Here is a 23,093-nt window from a genome sequence, read left to right as displayed (position 1 = left end):
ATGACGAGCCTGATTGAACAAGCCGCCCAGCGGCTCGAGCAACTGCGCCAGGCCGGCGTCGTGCTGCCTGGAGACGAGCAGGTGCAGCCCGTGGTCGAGCCGGCTGTGGCCACGCCCGCCGCGGCCGCGCCGGTCGCCGACACGCGGCGCGGTTCCGTGGGCATTTCGGTCCAGGATGACGGGCTCCACGTCTCGTCCAAGCGCGTCGAGCTGGACGTCGTCGCCTTGGCGGCCCAGGGCTTCCTGATGCCGCACACGCCGCGCTCGCAGACCGGCGACCAGTACCGCGTCATCAAGCGCCCGCTGATCAAGAACGCGATGGGCAAGGGGGCGGCGACGATCAACCACGCCAATCTGCTGATGGTGACCAGCGCCCTGGCCGGCGAGGGCAAGAGCTTCACGTCCATCAACCTGGCGCTGAGCATCGCGGCCGAACTAGACAACACCGTCATGCTGGTCGATGCCGACGTGGCACGGCCTTCCGTGCTGCGCATGCTGGGGCTGCCCCAGGGGCCCGGCCTGCTCGACGTGCTGGAGGATCGCGTCGAGATGTCAGATGTGCTGCTGCGCACCAACGTCGAGAAGCTGACCATCCTGCCCAGCGGCACGCCGCATCCGCGCGCCACCGAGTTGCTGGCCAGCGATGCGATGAGCCACCTGCTCGACACCATGGCCAAGCGCTATCCGGACCGCATCATCATCTTCGACTCGCCGCCGCTGCTGCTGACGACGGAGTCCCGCGTGCTGGCTTCGCACATGGGGCAGATCATCGTCGTCGTCCATGCCGAGAAGACGGCGCAGAGCGCCGTCCAGCAAGCCCTCGCCGCGATCGAGACCTGCCCGGTCAAGATGATGCTGCTCAACCAGGCCAGCCCCAGTGCCGCCGGTGGCTATGGCTACGGGTATGGCTACGGGTATGGCTACGGATACGGGTATGGCTATAGCAGCAATGACTCGGCGCCGACCTGAGTCGCGGCGCCGCCTGCCCCTGGCACTCGCCGTCTTCGCGATGGCGGCCCAGGCTCAGCAGGGCGAGGGCGCGGCTCCGAGCGGCGGCTCCATCCGGCCACGCATCGCCATCTCGCAGGGCTGGACCGACAACCTTCGCCTCAGCGAGACCAACAGGGATGCGGCACTGATCACGACGGTGTCGCCGGGTATCAGCATCGTGCGCAACACCGGCGCGTTGCGTGGCAGCCTGGACTACTCGCTCAACGGCATCGCCTACCTGAAGACGAACTACGGCTCGCAGCTGCAGAACTCGCTGACCGCGAACGGTCAGGCCGAGATCATTCCTCGCACCTTCTTCGTCGAAGCCCAGGCCAGCATCGGACAGCAGAACGCCTCGGCCTTCGGCTTGCAGGCGGCGCCCACGCTGGGTTCGCAGGGGTCGGTGGCCGCGCTGGACAACCCGAACCGGCGCGAGACCGGCACGCTGACGGTGTCGCCGCTGCTGCACGGCCAACTGGGCGGCCTGGCGAGCATGGACCTGCGCGGCAATTTCTCGATCACGGAAGTGCGCGGCAGCAGCCTGGGGGACAGCAGGGGGCGCGGCGGCTCACTTCGCATTGCCCAGCTCAATGCCGGTGTGCTGGGTTGGTATCTCCTGGCGAGCACGCAGCAGGTGAGCTCCGTGGGTGCGGCCTCCAACCGCAACAGCTCCGCGGTGGCGGGCCTGAACTACCGACCCAATCTCGACTGGGTGTTCAGCGCCAATGGGGGCCAGGAGCGCAACGACTACCTCAGCGGCGGCGGCAGCGCGCAAAGCGGCTTCACGGGCGGCGTGACGGCCGAGTGGACGCCCACGCCGCGCACGCGGGTGAACGGCAACTGGCAAAGCCACAACTATGGCAACAGCTACGGCCTGAGTTTCGAGCACCGCATGCGGAATTCGGTCTGGCGGGTCTCGGACTCGCGCAGCGTCATGCTGGGCAATACCGGTGCGACCGGCGGCGTGCGGACCAACTACGACCTGTTTTTCCAGCTGTACGCGTCGCTGGAGCCGGACCCGGTCAAGCGCGACGCCCTGGTGCGCGCCGACCTGCAGGCGCTGGGCCTGTCGCCGGACGCACCGGCCGCGACGGGCTTCCTGTCCACGGGGCCGAGCCAGCTGCGCACCCAGATGCTCAGCTTCACGCTGCAGGGCGTGCGCAGCAACGTGACGGCCACCGTCAGCCGCTCCATCACGAGCCGCCTCGGCGACAACCTGAACCAGGGCGACCTGGCCAACAACGCCAGCATCGAGCAGCGCTCCTATGCGCTGACGGGCAGCTACCAGCTCACGCCCGTGACCGGGCTGTCGCTGACGGCCTCGCGCCAGGAGAGCGTGGGCGACGCCAGTCGACGCGCGCAGCTCACCAGCTTGATCTGCAGCTTGAACAGCCGCCTCGGTTCGCGCCTCAGCCTGCTGCTCGGCGCCCGCCACAGCCGCTTCGTAGGCGTCACGCCGTATTCCGAGAATGCGGCCTATGCCACCCTGACCCAACAGTTCTGACATGAAACGACCGCCTTGCCCACGCAGCACGTGCGCCGCCGAGGCGCCGCGGGCGTGGCATGGGGCGGACGGGCGCCACTGATATGTACGAAGCCTTCTACGGCCTGAGCAGCAAGCCCTTCCAGCTCAGCCCGGACCCGAACTTCTACTACGGCAGCAAGCAGCACCGCCGGGCCAAGGCCTATCTGGACTACGGCGTGCTGCGCAACGACGGCTTCATCGTCATCACCGGCGAGATCGGTGCGGGCAAGACCACGCTGCTGCGCGGCCTGCTGGACAGCCTGAACCGCAGCAACGTCATCATCGGCAACGTCGTCACGACCCAGCTAGACGCCGAGGACACGCTGCGCATGGTTGGAGCCGCCTTCGGCGTGCGCGTGAAGGACGCGCCCAAGTCCGAGCTGCTGATGACGCTGGAGGCCTTCTTCGTCAACCAGGTCACCCAGGGCAAGCGCTGCCTGCTCATCGTCGACGAGGCGCAGAACCTCACCGCCCGCGCGGTCGAGGAGTTGCGCATGCTGTCCAACTTCCAGTTCAGCAACCAGTCGCTGCTGCAGACCTTCCTGGTCGGCCAGCCCGAGTTCCGCGGCATCCTGCAGAAGCCCGAGATGGAGCAGTTCCGCCAGCGTGTCGCGGCGACCTGCCACATCGGCCCGCTGGACGAGGACGAGACCCAGCGTTACATGGAGCACCGCCTGAAATGCGCGGGCTCCACCGGCAAGCCCACCTTCGACCACGACGCCTTCCCCGCCATCCACAAGGCCAGCAACGGCATCCCGCGCCGCATCAACCGCCTGTGCGACCGCCTGCTGCTGCTGGGCTTCATGCAGGGCCGCACGCACCTGACGCTGGCCGACGTGAAGGAGGTGCTGCGCGACATCGCCCAGGAGAGCGAGTCGCCGCGGCATGGCGACGCCAGCTCGCTGGACAGCATGCCCGCCAGGCTGCCCGACAGCCGCCCCGGCGCGCTGGACAGCGTGCCAGGCGCCCTGGACGTGACCAAGCTCAAGATGAGCGTCGCCGAGGTCGAGGGGCTGTCCTCCGAGATCGCGGCGCTGAATGCCGATCACCACACCGATCGACTGCAGCGCCTGGAGCGCAGCATGATGCGCCTGGAGCGCATCAACCTGCAGACGCTGGCGCTGCTGCAGAAGCTGGTGGACGCCGTCAAGCAGCACTAAGGTACGGATGATGCCCCCACGCGCACTTCGTTCACTGTCCCCCGAGGGGGCTGCAGCGCCTTCGGGCGGCCGGGCGGCGCGGCCATGCTGATGCCGACCAAGACCCCGGCCCTGCGCAATGCGATGAGCATTGACGTGGAAGACTACTTCCAGGTCTCCGCCTTCGCGCCCTACATCCGCCGCGAGGACTGGAACGGGATGGAATGCCGCGTCGAGCGCAACATGGCGCGCATCCTTGCGCTGCTGGCCGAGAGGCAGGTCAAGGCCACCTTCTTCACGCTGGGGTGGATCGCCGAGCGCTATCCGCAGGTCGTCAAGGCCATCGTGGCCGGCGGCCATGAGCTGGCCAGCCACGGCTATGGCCATGAACGCGCCAGCGACCTCAGCCCTGCGGCCTTCCTGGACGACGTCACGCGCGCCAAGGCCTTGCTGGAGGATCTGGGCGGCGTGCCCGTCGTCGGCTATCGCGCCCCCAGCTTCTCCATCGGCAAGGACAACCTCTGGGCCTTCGACGTGCTGCGCGACGCCGGCTACCGCTACTCCAGCAGCGTCTACCCCATCGCCCATGACCACTACGGCATGCCCGATTCGCCACGCTTCGCCTACCCGGTGCGCGAGGGCTTGCTGGAGGTCCCGGTGACCACCGTGCGCATGGGGGCGCGCAACCTGCCCAGCAGCGGCGGGGGCTACTTCCGCCTGCTGCCCTATGCGCTGTCGCGCTGGCTGATCCGCCGCGTCAACGAGACCGACGGCGAGCCCGCGGTCTTCTACTTCCACCCCTGGGAGATCGATGCCGAGCAGCCCCGCGTGCCGGGCATCGACGCGAAGACGCGCTTCCGCCACTACGTCAACATCCCCCGCACCCACGGCCGTATCGGGCGGCTGCTGGAAGACTTCCGCTGGGGGCGAATGGACGAGATCTTCCTCGGCCGCGAGGCCAGCCCGCGCGCTCCGGCGCCCACGCTGAGCCCCGCCTGAATGACATCCCCCCTCCGCATTGCGCGCCTGGCCGCGCAAGACAAGCCCTTGTCCGCGCGCTGGGACGAGTTCGTCCTTGCGCACCCGCAGGCCACCTTCTTCCATCGCAGCGGCTGGCTGCGCGTCATCGAGTCGGTGTTCGGCCACCAGTGCTTCTTCCTCTATGCCGAGCGTGACGGCGCCATCGAGGGGGTGCTGCCGCTGGCCGAGGTCAAGAGCCGCCTTTTCGGCCATGCGGTCGCCAGCCTGCCGTTCGCCGTCTACGGCGGTGTCGCGGCGCTGAACGACGAGGCCGCGGCGGCGCTGGAGGCCGAGGCCGAGAGGATCGCGCGCGCGCAGGGCGCCGAGCACCTGGAGTACCGCTACCTGGGCCCCACCCGCCACGCCGACTGGCCGCGGCAAGACCTCTACGTGACCTTTCGCAAGGCCATCCTCCCCGACGAGGAGGCCAACATGCTGGCCATCCCGCGCAAGCAGAGGGCCATGGTGCGCAAGGGCATCAAGAACGAGCTGCGCGCCGAGATCGACGCCAACGTCGACCGCTTCTTCGACCTCTACGCCGACAACGTGCACCGCCACGGCACGCCGGCCATGCCCAGGGCTTACTTCCAGGCGCTGCTGGACGAATTCGGCGCGGATGCCGAGGTGCTGACCGTCACCGCGCCGGACGGCAAGCCGCTGTCCAGCGTGCTGAGCTTCTACTTCCGCGACGAGGTGCTGCCCTACTACGCGGGCGACGACGAGGCGGCGCGCGACCTCGCCGCCAACGACTTCAAGTACTGGGAGCTGATGCGCCGCGCCTGCGCCCGCGGCCTCAAGCTCTTCGACTACGGCCGCAGCAAGCAGGGCACCGGCCCCTACGCCTTCAAGAAGAACTGGGGTTTCGAGCCGCAGCCGCTGTCCTACGAGTACCGGCTGTTCAAGCGCGACGCCATCCCCCAGAACAACCCGAACAACCCCAAGTACCAGCTGATGATCAAGGCCTGGCGCAAGCTGCCCATCGGCGTGGCGAATTGGCTGGGGCCGTTCATCGTGAAGAACCTGGGTTGAGGCTGATCGCGTGAAGGTCCTCTACCTCGTCCACCGCCTGCCTTACCCGCCCAACAAGGGCGACAAGGTGCGCTCCTACCATCTGCTCAAGCATCTGGCGGCACGGCACGAAGTCCACCTCGGCAGCTTCCTCGACGACCCGGACGACGAGCAGCACCTGCCGCGCGTGCGCGCGCTGTGCAAGAGCCTGCATGTCGCGCGGCTGAACCCGCGCGCGGCCAAGCTGCTGAGCCTGCGCGGCCTGCTGAGCGGCGAGGCGCTGAGCCTGCCCTACTACCGCGACGCCGGCCTGCAGGCTTGGGTGGACGAGACGGCCGCCCGCGAGGGCTTCGACGCGGTCGTCGTCTTCAGCGGCGTGATGGCCCAGTACACCCGAGGCCTGAAGGGCGTGAAGACGCTGGTGGACTTCGTCGACGTCGACTCCGCCAAGTGGCGCGACTACGCGCCCGAGCATGCCTGGCCCATGTCCTGGCTGTATCGGCGCGAGTTCGCCAAGCTGCTGGGCTTCGAGCAGCGCGTGGCCGCCGAGGCCGCCTGCAGCTTCTTCGTCACCGACAACGAGGTCGCGCTGTTCCGAGAGCTGAGCCCCGGTCGCGAGCTGCGCCTGGCGGCCCTGGGCAACGGCGTCGACGCCGACTTCTTCACGCCGGACGCGTCTCGCACAAGCCCCTTCGCGGCGGACGAGCTGCCGTTGGTGTTCACGGGTGCCATGGACTACTGGCCCAACGTCGACGCGGTGACCTGGTTCGCGGGCAGCATCCTGCCCGCACTGCGCGAGCGCTTCCCGGCGCTGCGCTTTCACATCGTCGGCCGCAGCCCGGCGCCGGCCGTGCAGGCGCTGGCGGGCGATGCCGTCAACGTGACGGGCACGGTGCCTGACGTGCGTCCCTTCCTGCAGCACGCGGCGGCCGTCGTCGCGCCGCTGCGGCTGGCGCGCGGCATCCAGAACAAGGTGCTGGAGGCCATGGCCATGGCGCGGCCCGTCGTCGCGGCTGCCAGCTGTGTGCGCGCGATCACGGGCGCTGCGCAGCCGGGCTTGCAGCCCGCCGATACCGAGAGCGACTACGTCGAGCGCGTGAGTGCCTTGCTGGCCGACCCGGAAGCCGCCCGGGGCGCCGGCCGCGGCGCGCGCGACTTCGTGCTGGGCGCCTATAGCTGGGAGGCTCACCTGGCCGACCTGGATCGACATCTGGAGGCTGCATGATCCATCTGCCCAAGCCCTGGCGGCTGCCCCTGCTCGGCCTGGCCCTGGCCTGGGGCCTGCTGGCGGCCCTCTATTTCGCGACCGGCGCGGCCATGGTCGAGATCTGGAACCGCTCCGAGACCTTCGCCCATGCCTGGGTGGTGCCGCCCATCTCGGCCTGGCTGGTCTGGCGCATGCGGGCGGACCTCGCCTCGATGACGCCGCGGCCCGCGCCGTGGTGGCTGCTGACCCTGCTGCCGCTGGGTATGCTGTGGCTGGCCGGCGACTTGGCGGCCGCCAATTCCGCGACCCAGTTCGCGCTGATGGGCATGGGTGTCGCGCTGGTGCCGGCGCTGCTGGGCACGGCCGTTGCCAGCCGCATGGCCTTCCCGCTGGGCTTCCTGTTCTTCGCTGTGCCCTTCGGCGACTTCCTGACGCCCTGGCTGATGGATCGCACGGCCGACTTCACCGTCGTCGCGCTGCGCGCCACTGGCATCCCGGTGTTCCGCGAGGCCTTGCAGTTCGTCATCCCGTCGGGCTCCTGGTCCGTCGTGCAGGCCTGCAGCGGCATCCGCTACCTGATGGCCTCGGTCATGGTGGGCACGCTGTTCGCCTACCTGAACTACCGCAGCAATCGCAAGCGCTGGGCCTTCGTCGGCGTGGCCATCGTCACGCCGCTGGTTGCCAACTGGCTGCGGGCCTACATGATCGTCATGCTGGGCCATCTGTCCGGCAACAAGCTGGCCGTCGGCGTCGACCACATCATCTACGGCTGGGTCTTCTTCGGCCTCATCATGCTGGCGATGTTCATGATCGGCGCGCGCTGGGCTGACCCGGATCCCGAGCCTGTGCCGGCGGCGGACGGTGAGGGCAGGGGGGTGACGCCCGGGCACCTGGCAACGACGCTGGCCCTGGCCTGGCTGCTCCTGGCGCTGCCCATCGCCATGCGCGCCCAGGCCGAGCGCGCCGGCGCCCATGGCGAGCCACAGCTCGCGGCCCCCGCGCTGCCGGGCTGGACCTGGGCGGCCGAGCCCCTGAGCACCTGGCAGCCCCATTTCATGCATCCGGCCGCGTCCCTGCACGGCCGCATGGAGCCCGCAGCGGGCGGTGCGCCGGTGGGCGTCTATATCGGCTACTACCGTGACCAGCGCTATGGCCGCCAGTTGGTCACGTCCGTGAACGCCCTCGTCAGTGATGAGGATGCCAAGGAATGGTCGCGCTCGGCCTCGGGCCTTGACTCGGTGGGCGCGCAAGCCTGGCGTACCGCCGAATTGCGCGGCCAGGCCTTGCACCAGATCGTCGGCGCGGGCGAACAAGCCCCGCGGCTGCGCGCATGGCAGATCTACTGGATCAACGGCCGTCCCTTCATCAGCGACTGGCAGGCCAAGCTCTATGGTGCCTGGCAGAGCCTGCTGGGCCATGGCGACGACGCGGCCGTGGTCGTCGTCTACGCGGACAAGTCCGCCGCGGGACCCGACGATGCGCTGTTGCGTGAATTCCTGCACCAGCATTGGGCCCGGCTGGACACTGCTTTGCGGGACGTCCGCGACCGCGATCTGGCGCGCCAGCGGTGACAATCTGCGCTCTCCGAGAATTCACAGTCACGAGAAACGATCCATGAACACGCTCGCAGTCATCGGCCTGGGTTATGTGGGCCTCCCCTTGGTCGTGGAGTTCGGCAAGCAGATCCGCACCATCGGCTTCGACATTGCCAAGAACAAGGTCGAGGCGTGCCAGCGCGGCACCGACCCGAGCCGCGAGCTGACGGACGAGGAGGTCCAAGCGGCCAAGCATGCCGTCTATACCGACGACCCCCGGATGCTGGCTGAAGCCGACGTCATCATCGTGGCCGTGCCGACTCCCGTGGACGAGGCCCATATCCCCGACTTCCGCCCGCTGATCGGTTCCAGCACCAGCGTCGGCCGGCACATGAAGAAGGGCGCCATCGTCGTCTACGAGAGCACCGTCTACCCCGGTGCCACCGAGGAGGTCTGCATTCCCGTGCTGGAGCGTGAATCCGGCCTGAAGTGGAAGCAGGACTTCTTCGTCGGCTACAGCCCCGAGCGCATCAACCCGGGCGACAAGGAACACACGCTGACCAAGATCCTGAAGATCGTCTCCGGCGACACGCCCGAGACGCTGGAGAAGGTCGCTCAGGTCTACGAGAAGATCATCGTCCCCGGCGTGCACCGCGCGTCGAGCATCAAGACGGCCGAGGCCGCCAAGGTCATCGAGAACACGCAGCGCGACCTCAACATCGCGCTGATGAACGAGCTGTCCATCATCTTCGACAAGCTGAGCATCGACACCTCCGAGGTGCTGGAGGCCGCCGGCACGAAGTGGAACTTCCTGAAGTTCAAGCCGGGCCTGGTGGGCGGCCACTGCATCGGAGTTGACCCCTACTACCTGACGCACAAGGCCGACATGCTGGGCTACCACCCGCAGGTCATCCTGGCCGGCCGCCGCATCAACGACGGCATGGGCAAGTTCATCGCCGAGCAGACCATCAAGCAGATGATCGCCTGCGGCAGCCACATCAAGGGCGCGCGCGTGAACGTGCTGGGCCTGACCTTCAAGGAGAACTGCGGCGACCTGCGCAACTCCAAGGTCATCGACATCATCAATGAGCTCAAGACCTACGGCGTCGAGATCTTCGTGACGGACGCGCAGGCCGAGGCCGAAGAGGCCATGCACGAGTACGGCGTGCGCCTGATGCCCTTCGGCGACCTGCCGCAGGCGGACGCCATCGTCGCCGCCGTCTCGCACCGCGAGTACGCCGGCCTCAGCCCCGCAGACATCGGCAAGAAGCTTGTCAAGGGTGGCGCCTTCATCGACGTGAAGGCGGCCTTCGACGCCAAGGCGCTGGAAGGCGCGGGCTTCCGACTCTGGCGCCTGTGATTCCTGCGGTGAGTGCCGGTGCGCGGCCGCTGGTCGTGCATCTGGTGCATCGCTTCGATACCGGCGGGCTGGAGAATGGCGTCGTCAGCCTCATCAACCACCTGCCGGACTTCCGCCATGCGGTGGTTGCGGTGACCGAGATCACCGCCTTCAAGGAACGGGTGACGGCGCCCGGCACCCAGTTCATCGCGCTGAACAAACCGCCGGGACAGGGGTTCTGGCTCTACCCGCGCGTCTACCGCCTGCTGCGCGAACTGCGCCCGGCCGTTGTGCACACGCGCAATCTCGGTGCGATGGAGTTCCAGCTGCCGGCCTGGGCTGCGCGCGTGCCGCTGCGCGTGCACAGCGAGCATGGCTGGGATGTCAACGATCTCGGGGGCGTCAGCCGCACCAACCAGCGCCTGCGTCGGATCTACGGCGTCGGAACGCATCGCTTCGTGGCCTTGTCCATGGCCATCGAGAGCTATCTGACCGGCCCGGTCGGATTCTCTCGGGATCGTGTGCTGCGCATCTGCAATGGCGTGGATACGCAGCGCTTCGCGCCGGACACCCAGGTCCCCGAAGTCTGGCCCTACCGCCGCACCGAGCATCTCGTCATCGGTGCGGTGGGGCGCATGCAGGCGGTGAAGGATCCGCTCAGTCTCGTTGATGCCTTCCTGCGCTTGCGCGAGCTTTGCCCGGCCGACTGGCCGAGATTGCGCCTGGCCATGCTGGGCGGCGGTCCGTTGCTGGCCGCTGCGCGGGAGCGACTTCACTACGCCGGTGCGGCGGGTCAGGCCTGGCTGCCTGGTGATCGCAGCGACGTCGCGGCGCTGCTGCCGCATTTCGACCTCTTTGCGTTGCCCTCCCAGGCCGAGGGCATCAGCAACACGCTGCTGGAAGCCATGGCCTGCGGCTGCGCCCCGGTGGCGACCAACGTGGGCGGCAACCCCGAGCTGGTGGAGAACGATACGAACGGCTTGCTCGTGCCGGCCCAGGATAGCGCCGCGCTGGCTGCCGCGCTGGCCCGACTCGTCAACGAGCCGGCGCTGCGCCGGCGCTTTGCCATGGCTTCCCTGGCTCGGGCTCGAGCCCAGTTCAGCCTAGACGGCATGGTCGCTGCCTATGGCGCCCTGTATGCGTCGGCGCCACGAGGGCAGGGCCGTTAGGCGCGAGCAGGCTGCTGTTTGTGGGCCGGGCATCCCTCGGACAGGGGGTAACCCGTGGCCGACATCACGCCCGGCGAGGCGAATGGCGATCGGCGTCGCCAAGCTCGGTAAGAATCCGTCTTTCCCCGTGTCATTCGGCTTCGGCAGGCGCGGTAGTCCCCAATGATTGGCTGAACCAGGTCCAACCCATGTGCGGCATCACCGGTCTGTTCGACACCCGCGGCCAGCGCCTTCCCGAGCGCGAGCGCCTGCACCGCATGAACGAGTCCCAGCATCATCGCGGGCCGGACGAGGGTGACCTGCACATCGAGCCCGGTGTCGGTTTCGGCCACCGCCGCCTGTCGGTCATCGACATCGCGACCGGCCAGCAGCCCATCTTCAATGACGACAAGTCGGTGGCCCTGGTCTTCAACGGCGAGGTCTACAACTACCTGGAGCTGATGGACGAGCTGCGCGGCCACGGCTATGTGTTCCGCACCAAGAGCGATTCAGAGGCCATCGTGCGGGCCTGGGAGCATTGGGGCGAGGACTGCGTGCACCACCTGCGCGGCATGTTCGCCTTCATGATCCACGACCGCCGCCGCGACTGCCTCTTCATGGCGCGCGACCGCCTGGGCGTGAAACCGCTGCACTACGCGCTGACCGAGGACGGCTGGCTGCTGTTCGGCTCCGAGCTGAAGAGCCTGATGGCCCATGGCGGCCTGCGCCAGCAGATCGACCCGCGCGCCGTCGAGGCTTATTTCGCGCTGGGCTATGTGCCCGACCCCTGGACCATCTACCGCCACGCGCAGAAGCTGGCGCCCGGCCACCGCCTGCTCGTCAAGCGTGGCCAGCCTCTGGGCGAGCCGCAGCGTTACTGGGATGTTCGCTTCACACTGGACGCGAAGATCGGCGAGCAAGAGGCCGCCGAGGAATTGCGCCGCCGCCTGTCCGAGTCCGTCAAGCTGCGCTTGAAGGCGGAGGTGCCGCTGGGCGCCTTCCTGTCGGGTGGCGTGGACTCCAGCGCCGTTGTCGCAGCGATGGCGCAACTGGACGACCAGCCCGTCAACACCTGCTCCATCGGCTTCGACGACCCCAAGTTCAACGAGACAGAGTTCGCACAGATGGTGGCGGACCGGTACCGCACCAACCATCGCGTCGAGACCGTCAACAGCGACGACTTCGGCCTCGTGGACCTGCTGGCCCACCTCTACGACGAGCCCTATGCCGACTCGTCCGCCATCCCCACGTATCGCGTCTGCGAGCTGGCCCGCAAGCATGTGACCGTGGCGCTGTCCGGCGACGGCGGCGACGAGAGCCTGGGTGGCTACCGCCGCTACAAGATGCACATGATGGAGGAGCGCATGCGCAGCGCCTTCCCGCTGGCCCTGCGCCGAGGCGTCTTCGGCCCGCTGGCCCGGCTCTACCCGAAGGCCGACTGGGCGCCGCGCGTCTTCCGCGCCAAGACCACCTTCCAGGCCATCGCCCGCACCTCGGTCGACGCCTACTTCAACACCATGGGCCTGGTGCGCGATCCGCTGCGCCAGCAGCTGTTCAGCGATGGCTTCAAGCGCGAGCTGCAGGGCTGGCATGCCAGTGAGGTCTTCCATCACCACGCTCGCCGTGCCGAGACGGACGACCCGCTGGCGCTGGTCCAGTATCTCGACATCCACACCTATCTGCCGGGCGACATCAACACCAAGGTCGACCGTGCCAGCATGGCCCACAGCCTCGAAGTGCGCGAGCCGCTGATGGATCACCCGCTGGTGGAGTGGATCGCCACCTTGCCCTCGCATCTGAAGCTGCGCGGCCAGGAGGGCAAGTACCTCTTCAAGAAGGCGCTGGAACCCATGCTGCCGCACGACGTGCTGTACCGGCCAAAGATGGGCTTCGCCGTGCCGCTGGCGCGCTGGCTGCGCGGTCCGCTGCGCGAGCAGACGCGCCGGGCCTTGCAGCAAGGCGCGCTGGCGCAGACGGGCTGGTTCAATCCGGCGACCATTGCCCGGCTGCTTGACCAGCATGAGCGCGGCGTGCTGGACCATGCCCAGCCCCTGTGGGCGCTGCTGATGTTTGATGCCTTCCTGCGCAACGCGGGCCTGGGCACCGCCACGGCACGCGCCGCGGCCTGATTGCAAAGGACTACAAGGATGAAGGTTTCCGTTTTCGGTCTTGGCTATGTCGGCGCGGTGTCCTGTGCCTGCCTGCCCGAGCTTGGCCACGACGTGGTGGGCGTGGACATCAACCCGCTCAAGGTCGAGCTAATCGCCTCCGGCCAGTCGCCCGTGGTCGAGGAGGGCATCGAGGAATTGATCTCCGCCGCCGTCAAGGCCGGCAAGCTCACCGCCACGCGTGACGTCGGTGCCGCGGTGCGGGACACCGAGGTGTCGCTGATCTCGGTGGCCACGCCCTCACTGCCCAACTACATGCCCGACCTGACCGCGCTGGACGCGGTCGTGGGCCAGATCGGTGCCGAGATTGCGAAGAAGGACGGCCCCCACACGCTGGTCATCCGCAGCACCGTGGCGCCCGGCACCACGCGCGCGCGCATTGCGCCGCTGCTGGAAAAGGCTGCCGGCCGCAAGATCGGCGACCGGCTGTCGCTGGTCTTCAATCCCGAGTTTCTGCGCGAAGGCTCCTCGGTGGCGGACTTCCACAACCCGCCACAAACCATCGTCGGCAGCCTGGACGAGTCCGGCGTCGACGTCATGCGTCGCCTCTACAGCGGTGTGCCGGGCAGCTTCGTCGCCGCCGACGTGGGTGTGGCCGAGTCGGTCAAGTACCTGTGCAACGTCTTCCACGCGTTGAAGATCGTCTTCGCCAACGAGGCCGGCGCCGTGCTGAAGGAGTCCGGCCTGGACTCGCGCGACGTGCTGGCGCTGTTCTGCGAGGACAAGCAGCTCAATATCTCCAAGGCCTATCTGCGCCCTGGCTTCGCCTTCGGCGGCTCCTGCCTGCCCAAGGAGGTCAAGGGCTTCCTGACCATCGCCCGCGAGCGTGGCGTTGACATCCCCGTGCTGGGCTCGCTGCTGGACAGCAACGACGCCCATATCGGCCGGGCCTACGAGATGATCGCCGCTAACGGTCGCAAGCCCGTGGCGCTGTTCGGCCTGGCCTTCAAGCCCGGCACCGACGACCTGCGCGACTCCCCGCTGGTGGTGTTGGCCGAGCGCCTGCTGGGCAAGGGCTTCGATCTCGCGATCTACGACAAGTTCGTCAAGATCGCGCGCCTGCTGGGCAAGAACAAGGAGTACATCGACCGCGAGATCCCCCACCTCGACAAGCTGCTGCACGAGACGCCCGACGCCGTGCTGGCGCGTGCCGAGATCGTCGTCGTGGGACATGCGGACGCCGAGACCCGCCGGCGCATCATCGCGCTGGGCAAGGGCGCCCGCGTGGTGGACCTGAACGGCTACGCCGATCTGCGCGACGCCGGGTTTGCTCAGTACGAGGGCATCTGCTGGTGAGCCGACTGAAGGTCGCGTTCGTTTCGCCGGTCTTCCTATTCCCGGCCGATGCCGGCGGCAAGATCCGCACCGGCAATATCCTGCGCGGGCTCAAGGAGAGCGGCCGCTTCGACATCACGCTGCTGTCACCGGCCACGCCCGAGCAGCAGCACGAATGGCAGGGTGAACTGGGCCGACTGTGCGAGCGCTTCATCGGCTGGCCGCCCGGCGCGCCGCGCGCCCGTTGGCAGCGGGCTCCGGACTTGCTGTCCCGGCTGCCCATCAATGTCGTCGCCGATCGGACGGAGGCCGCCGCGGCCGCCGTCGAGAAGGCGCTGGCAGCCGACCGCTTCGACGTCGTCGTCTTCGACTTCGTCCACGCTGCCGTGCTGCGTCCTGACGCGCTGAACGGCGCGACGGTCTGCTTCACGCACAACGTCGAGGCCGAGATCTTCGAGCGCCATGCCAAGAACGCGGCGAGCGCGCCGCTGCGCTGGCTGTGGGCGTCGCAGGCTGGCAAGATGCGTCGCTTCGAGCGCGAGGCGCTGTCCCGTTTCACGCGCGTCGTGGCCGTGTCCGAGCGCGACGCGAAGCAGTTTGCGGCCGGGGGCTTGGCGACGGCCCGCGCGATCCCGACCGGCGTCGATCTCGACTTCTTCTCCTGGCAGGCGCCTGCCAGCGGCAGCCCGACCGTCGTCTTCACGGGCTCCATGGACTGGGAGGCCAATGTCGACGGCATTCGCTTCTACATCGACGAGGTGTGGCCGCGCGTGCGCGCCAAGGTGCCCCATGCGCAACTGCGCGTCGTCGGCCGGCACCCGCCCGCTTCCCTGACCCAGCGCCATGTGCCGGGCGTGAGCTTCACCGGCTTCGTCGACGACGTGCGTGACCATGTGCGCGACGCCCAGGCCTTCGTCATCCCGCTGCGCGTGGGCGGCGGCACCCGCATCAAGGCCTTCGAGGCCATGGCCATGGGTCTGCCGGTCGTGTCGACCACCATAGGCATCGAGGGCCTGGACGTCGATCATGGCACCCACTTCCTGCGGGCGGACGGTGCCGAGGCGCTCGCCGACGCGACTCTCAAGCTCATTGCCGACGACGCACTGCGCCTCAAGCTGTCGCGTGCCGCGCGCGCGCTCATGGAGGACCGCTTCGGCCACCGCGTGGCGGCCGAGGTGTTCGGTGGCATCCTGGTGGAAGCCGTGGAGGCCGCAGCGTGAGGAAGCTGAAGGTGCTGACCTTCTCGACGCTGTTTCCGAGCAGCGTCAGGCCTGGTCATGGCATCTTTGTCGAGACACGACTGCGTGAGTTGATGAAGAGCGGCGAGGTCGAGTCGCGGGTGATTGCGCCCGTGCCCTGGTTTCCGTCGACGAACCCGCGCTGGGGCGACTACGCCAGGTTCGCCGCCACGCCCACGCGCGAGCAGCGCAACGGGCTGGACGTGCTGCACCCGCGCTATCTGCTGCTGCCCAAGGTCGGCATGACGAGCGCGCCGCTGACGCTGGCCCTGGGGGCTCGCACCGCCATGCAACAGCTCCTCGACGAGGGCTTCGACTGCGACGTCATCGACGCACACTACTACTACCCGGACGGTGTTGCCGCAGCGCTGCTGGCGCGCTGGTTCGGCAAACCGCTGGTGGTCACGGCGCGGGGTAGCGACGTCAACCTGATCGGGCGCCATGCGCTGCCGCGGCGTTTCATGCGCTGGGCGTCGCGCGTCGCGAGTGCGTCCATCGGTGTCAGCCAGTCGTTGGTCGAGCGCATGCGCGAACTGGGCCTGAGCAGCCCGCTGCAGGTCGCGCTGCGCAACGGCGTGGATCTGGCGCGCTTCCATGCCGACGCCGACTCCACGGCGCTGCGTGCCCGGTTGGGCGTCGACGGCAACCCGCTGCTGCTGTCGGTGGGCAACCTGGTGCCGCTCAAGGGCCATGACCTCGTCCTGGAAGCGCTGTACCTGTTGCGCCGGCAGGGGCTGGACGCCCGGCTGTGCATCATCGGCGCCGGGCCGCTGCGGGCCGAACTGGAGGCACTGGCCGAACGCTTGGGCCTGGCCGGTCAGGTTCGTTTCCTCGGGGCCATGCCGCAGGACGAGCTAGCCTCCTGGTACGGCGCGGCCGACATGCTGGTGCTGGCCTCCGAGCGCGAGGGCTGGCCCAACGTGCTGCTGGAGAGCATGGCCTGCGGCACGCCCGTCGTCGCGACGGCGGTGGGCGGCATCCCGGAGATCGTCGAGCCGCCGCTCACGGGGCGCATCGTGCCGCAGCGCACGGCGCAGGACCTGGCCGCCGCGGCCCATGACCTCTGGCGGGCTCTGCCGCCGCGCGAGGCGGTGTGCAGCCATGCCCGTCGCTTCGGCTGGCAGGAGACCACGCAAGGCCAGCTGAACCTTTTTCAGACCATTGTGAGCCCCTGCAGCCATGCGTGACATCACCCTCCTGGTCATCATTGGCTGGTGCTTCCTGCAATCCTTCAGGCGCCCCTGGATAGGCATCATGTGTTGGACTTGGCTCAGCATCATGAACCCGCACCAGCTGTCCTGGATGCTTCGCGACATGCCCTTCGCGGCGGCCATCGCAGGCTCGACGCTGCTGGGCCTGCTGATCACGAAGGACCGGCGCGACTACTCGCTCAACCGCGAGAACATCACGCTGATGATCTTCATGGCGTGGATCTGCATCACGCTGCCGTTCTCGATGATCTGGGACGACAGCTTCGAACTCTACAAGCGGGTCATGAAGATCGACCTGATGGTGCTTGTGACATTGGTGCTGCTGCATTCGAAGCGGCACCTGATGCTCTTTGTCTGGGTCAATGTCATATCTATCGGTTTCTTCGGCGTGAAGGGTGGCATCTTCACGGTGTTGACCGGCGGCAGCTACCGGGTCTGGGGGCCGGAGAACACCTACATCGAGGGCAACAACGAGATCGCCCTGGCCGTCGTCATGGTCATCCCGCTGATGCGTTTCCTGCAGATGCAGATGCAGGCCAAGTGGGCCAAGACGACGATGACCTTCTGCATGGTCATGATGGCCGCCTCGGCGCTGGGTAGCCATTCGCGCGGCGCGCTGCTGGCCTTTGCCGCGATGGCCCTGGTGCTGTGGTGGCGCGGCAAGAACAAGTTCCTGGGCGCCATCGGCATGCTCGTCGTCGGCGCGGCCCTGCTTTCGCTGATGCCCGCCGAGTGGTGGGACCGCATGAACACCATCAAGACCTACCAGCAGGACGAGTCGGCCATGGGCCGCATCAATGCCTGGTGGATGGCCTGGAACCTGGCCAAGGCGAATTTCTTCGGCGGCGGCTTCTACATCTGGACCGGCAGCATCTTCGCCATCTATGGCCCCGATCCCAACGATGTCCACGCGGCCCACAGCATCTACTTCATGGTGCTGGGAGAGCAGGGCTTCGTGGGTTTGCTCATCTTCCTGACCCTGTTCATGTTCGCCTGGGGTTCGGCCAGCCACCTGCGCACTCAGGGGCGGCACCAGCCCGAGACGCAATGGCTGTCCGATCTCGGCAGCATGCTGCAGGTGGGCTTCGTCGGCTACGCGGTCGGAGGGGCCTTCCTTAGCCTGTCCTACTGGGACCTGCCCTACAACATGATGATCATGGCTGTCATCGGCCGACGCTGGCTGGCGCGCAAGGAATGGCTGAAGGAAAAGCCTGAGCCGCTGGTCGTGCTGCCGGCCTTCATGGCGAACTGGTTCAAGAAGAAACCCAGGCCGATATCTCTGCCATGAAGCCGCTGCTCCATCTGCTGTCTCCGGCCGGCATACATGCGCGCCTGAACGTGCTGATCTTCCACCGCGTGCTGCCGCAGCCCGACCCGCTGTTCCCGGACGAGGTGGACGCGGCGCGCTTCGACGAGCTGCTGGGCTGGGTCAAGTCCTGGTTCAACGTGCTGCCGCTGGACGAGGCGGCTCGGCGCTTGCAGGACGGTAGCCTGCCGGCGCGCGCGGCGGCGCTGAGCTTCGACGACGGCTATGCCGACAACCACGACGTCGCCTTGCCGCTGCTGCAAAGGCACGGCCTGCCGTGCAGCTTCTTCGTCGCCACCGGCTTCCTGGACGGCGGGCGCATGTGGAACGACACGCTAATCGAGGCGGTGAGGCGCTCTGCGCTGCCCCTGCTGGACCTGCGTGGCCTGCAGGGCGGCAGCGGCGAGGACCTGGGCCGACACCCGCTGGGCGACACCGCCAGCCGCCGCGCGGTCCTGGGCCAGCTCATAGCGCGCGTCAAGTACCTGCCCCCCGAGCCGCGGCTGGCCTGCGTCGATGCCATCGCCGCGCGCGCCGAGGTGATCCCGCCCGACGACCTGATGATGAGCACCGAGCAGGTACGCCGTCTGCGCCGCGCCGGTATGCAGATCGGCGCCCACACGGTCAGTCACCCCATCCTGGCCAGCCTGGATGCGAACCAGGCCGCCGACGAGATGCGCCGCAGCCGGGACGCATTGCAAGCCCTGTTGGGCGAGACGGTGGGCCTGTTTGCCTATCCCAACGGCAAGCCGGGCACTGACTACCTGCCCAATGTCCATCCCGCCATCGCCCGCGAGCTGGGCTTCGAGGCGGCCGTGTCCACGCGCTGGGCTGCAGCGCGCCGTGGCGAAGACATCTTCCAGATTCCGCGCTTCACGCCCTGGGACCGGGGCCGCCTGAAGTTCTGTCTGCGCCTAGTCAACAATCTGATCCGTGGCGATGCGCGCAACGCAACGATCCGCGCGAGTTACTGAGGGAGTCATTCAACATGCCAAAGCGCATCGTTTCCGTGGTCGGCGCCCGCCCGCAGTTCGTGAAGGCGGCGGTTGTCAGTGCTGCGCTGCAGGATGTCGGCCACGAGGAAGTGATGGTCCATACGGGCCAGCACTACGACTACAACATGTCCGAGGTCTTCTTCGAGGCGCTGAACATTCCCAAGCCCCGGCATAGCCTGGGCATAGGAGGCGGCAACCACGGCGAGATGACCGGCCGGCAGCTAATGGCAATCGAGCAATGCTTGCTCACGGAGAAGCCTGATTTGGTGCTGGTCTACGGTGACACCAACAGCACGCTGGCCGGTGCGCTGGCTGCGGTGAAGCTGCACATTCCGGTAGCGCACGTGGAGGCTGGGCTACGCTCCTTCAACATGCGCATGCCCGAGGAGGTGAACCGCATCTTGACGGACCGCATCTCCCAATGGCTGTTCACGCCATCGTCTGTCGCCAGTGGGCACCTGCGCGCGGAGGGTATTGCCGGCGAACGCATCATCGAGGTGGGTGACGTCATGCACGATGCCGTGCTTCGGTTCAGCCGGAGCAATGTAGAACTGCCAGTGGCCCCGCCGAAGCGCTTTGGTCTCGTCACCATCCACCGCGCGGAAAACACGGACGACGATGCTCGCCTCGGGGCAATCGTTGAAGGCCTTTGCCAAGTGGCCGGTAGCTTGCCGCTGATCATGCCCATTCACCCGCGCACCCGTCAGCGGCTTGAGCGGCTGGGTTGGCTGGAGCGGTTGACGCAAGCGGTCCAGATGCTGGAACCGGTGGGCTATATGGAAATGCTTGCTCTGCAAAAAAGTGCACAAGCCGTTATTACGGACTCCGGCGGCATCCAGAAGGAAGCCTTCTTCCTGCAAGTGCCTTGCATCACGCTGCGGGACGAGACGGAGTGGGTGGAGACGGTCGAGCTCGGTTGGAATCGGCTGGTATCCGACTTGTCGGTCTCGTCCATCGAGGCGGCGGTCCTCGGTGCGAGCCGGCCTGCGAAATCTCAGGCGCAACCCTATGGCGATGGCCGCGCGGCTGCGCGCATCGCGGCGATGCTCGGCTGATGCGCTCCCTGCTGTTCATCGCTTACATGTACCCGCCGTTCGCGAACTCGGGGACGCGGCGCTCGCTCGAATTCGTCAACCATCTGCCGGATTACGGTTGGCAGCCCACGGTGCTGACGCTCGCGGAGCCCAAGCCCAGAGACAGGGACGACCGGCTGCTGGACGAAGTGCGCACGGGCACGCGCGTACTGAGAGCTTCGCATGCGAGCGAGCGCTGGGCCAGGCGGCTGAGCCAGTTCGCCCCGGCCAAGCATCGTGAGCGCGTCACTCAAGGTCTCGCTTGGCGTCTGGACCGCCTGTGGGCCGTACCCGACAACGCGGCATTGTGGCGCGGCGAGGCCGTGGCCGCCGCGTTACAGGCGCACGCCGAGACGCGGTTCGATGCCATCCTGGCGACGGGATCGCCCTGGACGTCACTGCTGGTCGCCCGCGATGTCGCTGAGCGCACCGGCCTGCCGTACGTCCTCGACTACCGTGACCAATGGCGGCCGAGCGGGACCGTAGCGTGGGACACGGAAAGCCGTCTGCAGCGCTGGTTCAACCCACGCCTGGAGAAGCGTGCCGCTGCAAAGGCGGCGGCAGTTGTCACTGTGACTCCCACGTTGGCGAAGGCGCTCGCCAAAGACACTGGCCGGAATGACATCGAATGCGTCACCAATGGCTTCGAGCCTAGGGACTTTGAGGGTCTGCCGCTCGCGCCGCAGGACGGGCTAGTGCGAGTTAGCTATGCCGGTGTCTGGCGGCCGGGCTATGGTCCAGATCTGCTCTACCGTGCCGTGCAACGATTGAAGGAGGCCGGTGTTCCCGGGCTGGATCGGCTCAGGATAGACACGGCCGGATTCGAGCCCGGCCCCGCTGCGAAATTCGGCGTGCAGGACCTGATACGTGAGCATGGCCGCGTCTCGCATTCGACAGCGCTGCGCCTGATGACCGATTCCGACATGGTTTTCCTACCGGTGTCCGATGGCTTCTATGCGCTGGCAGCGCTACCGGGCAAGCTGTTCGAGTACCTCGGCAGCGGCCGTCCTATCCTGGCGGCTACGTTGCCGAACAGTGAGGTGGCGCGGGTGCTCGCCGACGCGGGCGGTGGCCGGCAGATCATGCCGGATGATGTCGAGTCGGCGACGGTCATTCTGGCCGATCTCTGCGCGGGGCGAGGTCTGACGGGCTTTTCGGCGCAGCGCTCGGAGCGCTTAGCGACGTACACCCGAACCGCGACGGCCAAGCAACTGGCCGGCATCCTGGATAGGGCAGCGTCGCGGTGAGCGAAGGCGAAAACGGCGTCCGTCGGGCTCTGGCGTTCTCGTTCATAGAGCGCTGGCTCGGTATCGTCATCGCGCTGAGCAGCAATGTGATTCTGGCACGGCTGCTTTCGCCGGCGCAGGTGGGCGTCTTTTCGGTTAGCCTGGCTGTGATTGGTGTCGCGCAAGTACTGCGCGACTTTGGCGTCGTGAGCTTCCTGATACAGGAGAGGGAGCTGCAGGAAGACACCGTGCGCACCGCCTTTGGCCTGTCGCTGCTGCTCGGTGGCACCCTTTTCCTGCTTGTGGCGGTCTCGGCCCCTTGGGTGGCCGACTTCTACAAGGAGCGCCTTGTCCGCGACACGCTGTTGGTCTGCTCGCTTAACTTCCTGTTGCTACCGTTCGCTACTGTGACGATGGCGTTGCTGCGCCGGGAGATGTCCTTTAGTGCTCTCGCTGTCATCGGGTTGGTCGGCGCAGCGCTGGGCGCCGTGGCCAGCATCGTCATGGCCTGGGCGGGCATGGGAGTGATGTCCCTAGCCGTGGGATCTGTCGTGACCAATGCGGCCAACTGCGTCGGCGCGATGATCGCCCACCCCGCCAGCGCCAAACTAAGACCGAATCTCAAGGCTTGGCGCCGCCTGCTTAGCTTTGGTGCCCAGAGCTCCGTGACGGGCGTTGTCACCTCGATCTCCATGGACGTAAATGACTTGGCGGTCGGCAAGCTGATGGGGTTCGAACCCGTAGCCATCATCAGCAAGGCGCAGGGCCTGATGCAGCTGTTCCACCGCGATGTAATGACGGCCATCCGGAACGTCGCCTTTCCCGCCTACGCGAAGACGGTTCGGGAGGACCTGGACCTAGAGGCGAGCTACCTAGTGAGCGTGACCCACGTAACCGCGGTCGCATGGCCGTTCTATGGCTTTGTCAGCCTTTATGCGCTTGAAGTTCTGCGCCTGCTCTTCGGTAGCCAGTGGGATGCCGCGGCGTCGCTGGTGCCGTGGTATTGCCTATGCGGCGCAGTGGCGGCCACGGCCAATCTCATCGGCCCCTTGACGCTGGCTGCCGGTCGCATTGACCTGCTGACCAAGGTCGAACTGCTCTGGCAGCCCCTGCGCGCCGTGATGATCGTGTTGGCGGCGTTGTGGTTCAGGTCCATGCTTGCCTGTGCTATCGCGCTGTTGCTGGCATTGCTGCTGCAGGTGCCGCTGCTGTATGCGGTCAAGGCGCGGTACATGCAGAACAATTGGCGGGCATGGTGCCTCAACCTGGGGCACAGTGTGGCGGCAGCTGCTTTTAGCCTCGTGGCGCCAGCCGGGATTGCCTGGCACTACGGCCTCGACCGAAGCACACCCATGCCGGCAGCCGCGTTCGTGGCGGCCGTTGTCCTGTGTATGGTGACCTGGATTCTCGGCCTGCTGATCGTGAGGCATCCGATGACGCAGGACCCGGTGTTCAAGAGGCTATGGGGACGGTGACCCGTCCGCTTCGGTCCTGATTTTTTGATTGGAGATTCGTGATGAATTTGCTGTGCCCGTCCGTCACCGGCCGCCAGGTCCGCTTCGCACTCATCGGCTGCGGCCGCATCGCGCAGAACCACATCCAGGCCGTGGAGCGGCACGCCGATCGGGCCATGCTGGCGGCGGTGTGCGACACCGAGCCGGCGGCGCTGGCGGCGGCCGTCGCCAGGACC

At 67.3% G+C, this 23,093-nt stretch carries 19 protein-coding genes; all 19 read left to right on the top strand.

Annotated features, from left to right (window positions below; translation table 11 throughout):
- Positions 1-969 (top strand): XrtA-associated tyrosine autokinase, encoded by a 969-nt coding sequence (locus tag JOY88_RS02955; protein ID WP_293500255.1) that lies wholly within the window; start codon positions 1-3, stop codon positions 967-969.
- Positions 935-2,494 carry a TIGR03016 family PEP-CTERM system-associated outer membrane protein gene (locus JOY88_RS02950; protein WP_293500253.1) on the top strand — a complete coding sequence of 520 codons (1,560 nt, stop codon included), beginning with the start codon at positions 935-937 and terminating at the stop codon, positions 2,492-2,494. Before JOY88_RS02955 ends, JOY88_RS02950 begins: the two co-directional genes overlap by 35 nt.
- An 83-nt stretch (positions 2,495-2,577) precedes the next feature.
- Positions 2,578-3,675, top strand: coding sequence for an XrtA/PEP-CTERM system-associated ATPase (locus tag JOY88_RS02945; protein ID WP_293500252.1), 1,098 nt, complete (start codon positions 2,578-2,580; stop codon positions 3,673-3,675).
- 84 nt (positions 3,676-3,759) lie between these two features.
- Positions 3,760-4,653: an XrtA system polysaccharide deacetylase gene (locus JOY88_RS02940; RefSeq protein WP_293500251.1), complete on the top strand. Its 894-nt coding sequence runs from the start codon at positions 3,760-3,762 to the stop codon at positions 4,651-4,653.
- Positions 4,654-5,703 (top strand): FemAB family XrtA/PEP-CTERM system-associated protein, encoded by a 1,050-nt coding sequence (locus JOY88_RS02935; protein ID WP_293500250.1) that lies wholly within the window; start codon positions 4,654-4,656, stop codon positions 5,701-5,703.
- Positions 5,704-5,713: 10 nt separating this feature from the next.
- A complete protein-coding gene (locus tag JOY88_RS02930; RefSeq protein ID WP_293500249.1) occupies positions 5,714-6,907 on the top strand; it encodes a TIGR03087 family PEP-CTERM/XrtA system glycosyltransferase in 1,194 nt (397 codons plus the stop codon).
- Complete coding sequence (xrtA, locus tag JOY88_RS02925; RefSeq protein WP_293500248.1) at positions 6,904-8,460, top strand: exosortase A; 1,557 nt, start codon at positions 6,904-6,906, stop codon at positions 8,458-8,460. Before JOY88_RS02930 ends, xrtA begins: the two co-directional genes overlap by 4 nt.
- A gap of 43 nt (positions 8,461-8,503) precedes the next feature.
- Entirely contained in the window at positions 8,504-9,784 is a 1,281-nt protein-coding gene (locus tag JOY88_RS02920) for a nucleotide sugar dehydrogenase (RefSeq protein ID WP_293500247.1), read from the top strand.
- 8 nt (positions 9,785-9,792) lie between these two features.
- Positions 9,793-10,932, top strand: a complete 1,140-nt coding sequence (locus JOY88_RS02915; RefSeq protein WP_293500246.1) for a TIGR03088 family PEP-CTERM/XrtA system glycosyltransferase — start codon at positions 9,793-9,795, stop codon at positions 10,930-10,932.
- 188 nt (positions 10,933-11,120) lie between these two features.
- Positions 11,121-13,040 (top strand): XrtA/PEP-CTERM system amidotransferase, encoded by a 1,920-nt coding sequence (locus JOY88_RS02910; RefSeq protein ID WP_293500245.1) that lies wholly within the window; start codon positions 11,121-11,123, stop codon positions 13,038-13,040.
- A gap of 18 nt (positions 13,041-13,058) precedes the next feature.
- Positions 13,059-14,375 carry a nucleotide sugar dehydrogenase gene (locus tag JOY88_RS02905; protein ID WP_293500244.1) on the top strand — a complete coding sequence of 439 codons (1,317 nt, stop codon included), beginning with the start codon at positions 13,059-13,061 and terminating at the stop codon, positions 14,373-14,375.
- On the top strand, positions 14,372-15,574 hold the full coding sequence (locus JOY88_RS02900) for a glycosyltransferase family 4 protein (RefSeq protein WP_293500243.1): 1,203 nt from the start codon (positions 14,372-14,374) through the stop codon (positions 15,572-15,574). The genes JOY88_RS02905 and JOY88_RS02900 overlap by 4 nt, the downstream gene beginning before the upstream one ends.
- A gap of 5 nt (positions 15,575-15,579) precedes the next feature.
- Positions 15,580-16,779: a glycosyltransferase family 4 protein gene (locus JOY88_RS02895; protein WP_293500339.1), complete on the top strand. Its 1,200-nt coding sequence runs from the start codon at positions 15,580-15,582 to the stop codon at positions 16,777-16,779.
- Complete coding sequence (locus JOY88_RS02890) at positions 16,772-18,091, top strand: putative O-glycosylation ligase, exosortase A system-associated (RefSeq protein ID WP_293500242.1); 1,320 nt, start codon at positions 16,772-16,774, stop codon at positions 18,089-18,091. The genes JOY88_RS02895 and JOY88_RS02890 overlap by 8 nt, the downstream gene beginning before the upstream one ends.
- The gene (locus tag JOY88_RS02885; protein ID WP_293500241.1) at positions 18,088-19,083 is read left to right on the top strand and encodes a polysaccharide deacetylase family protein; all 996 of its coding nucleotides are present in this window, start codon (positions 18,088-18,090) and stop codon (positions 19,081-19,083) included. Before JOY88_RS02890 ends, JOY88_RS02885 begins: the two co-directional genes overlap by 4 nt.
- A 14-nt stretch (positions 19,084-19,097) precedes the next feature.
- A complete protein-coding gene (gene wecB, locus JOY88_RS02880; RefSeq protein ID WP_293500240.1) occupies positions 19,098-20,159 on the top strand; it encodes a non-hydrolyzing UDP-N-acetylglucosamine 2-epimerase in 1,062 nt (353 codons plus the stop codon).
- Positions 20,159-21,424, top strand: coding sequence for a glycosyltransferase (locus tag JOY88_RS02875; RefSeq protein ID WP_293500239.1), 1,266 nt, complete (start codon positions 20,159-20,161; stop codon positions 21,422-21,424). The genes wecB and JOY88_RS02875 overlap by 1 nt, the downstream gene beginning before the upstream one ends.
- Positions 21,421-22,878, top strand: a complete 1,458-nt coding sequence (locus tag JOY88_RS02870; protein ID WP_293500237.1) for a lipopolysaccharide biosynthesis protein — start codon at positions 21,421-21,423, stop codon at positions 22,876-22,878. The genes JOY88_RS02875 and JOY88_RS02870 overlap by 4 nt, the downstream gene beginning before the upstream one ends.
- A 41-nt stretch (positions 22,879-22,919) precedes the next feature.
- Positions 22,920-23,093, top strand: a 174-nt coding sequence (locus JOY88_RS02865) for a Gfo/Idh/MocA family oxidoreductase (RefSeq protein ID WP_293500338.1), incomplete at its 3' end; no start/stop codon positions are given.

The organism is Roseateles sp., from assembly GCF_019237615.1.
In the GTDB taxonomy this organism is placed as follows: domain Bacteria; phylum Pseudomonadota; class Gammaproteobacteria; order Burkholderiales; family Burkholderiaceae_C; genus Pelomonas.
This window is presented reverse-complemented; position numbering and strand designations above follow the sequence as displayed.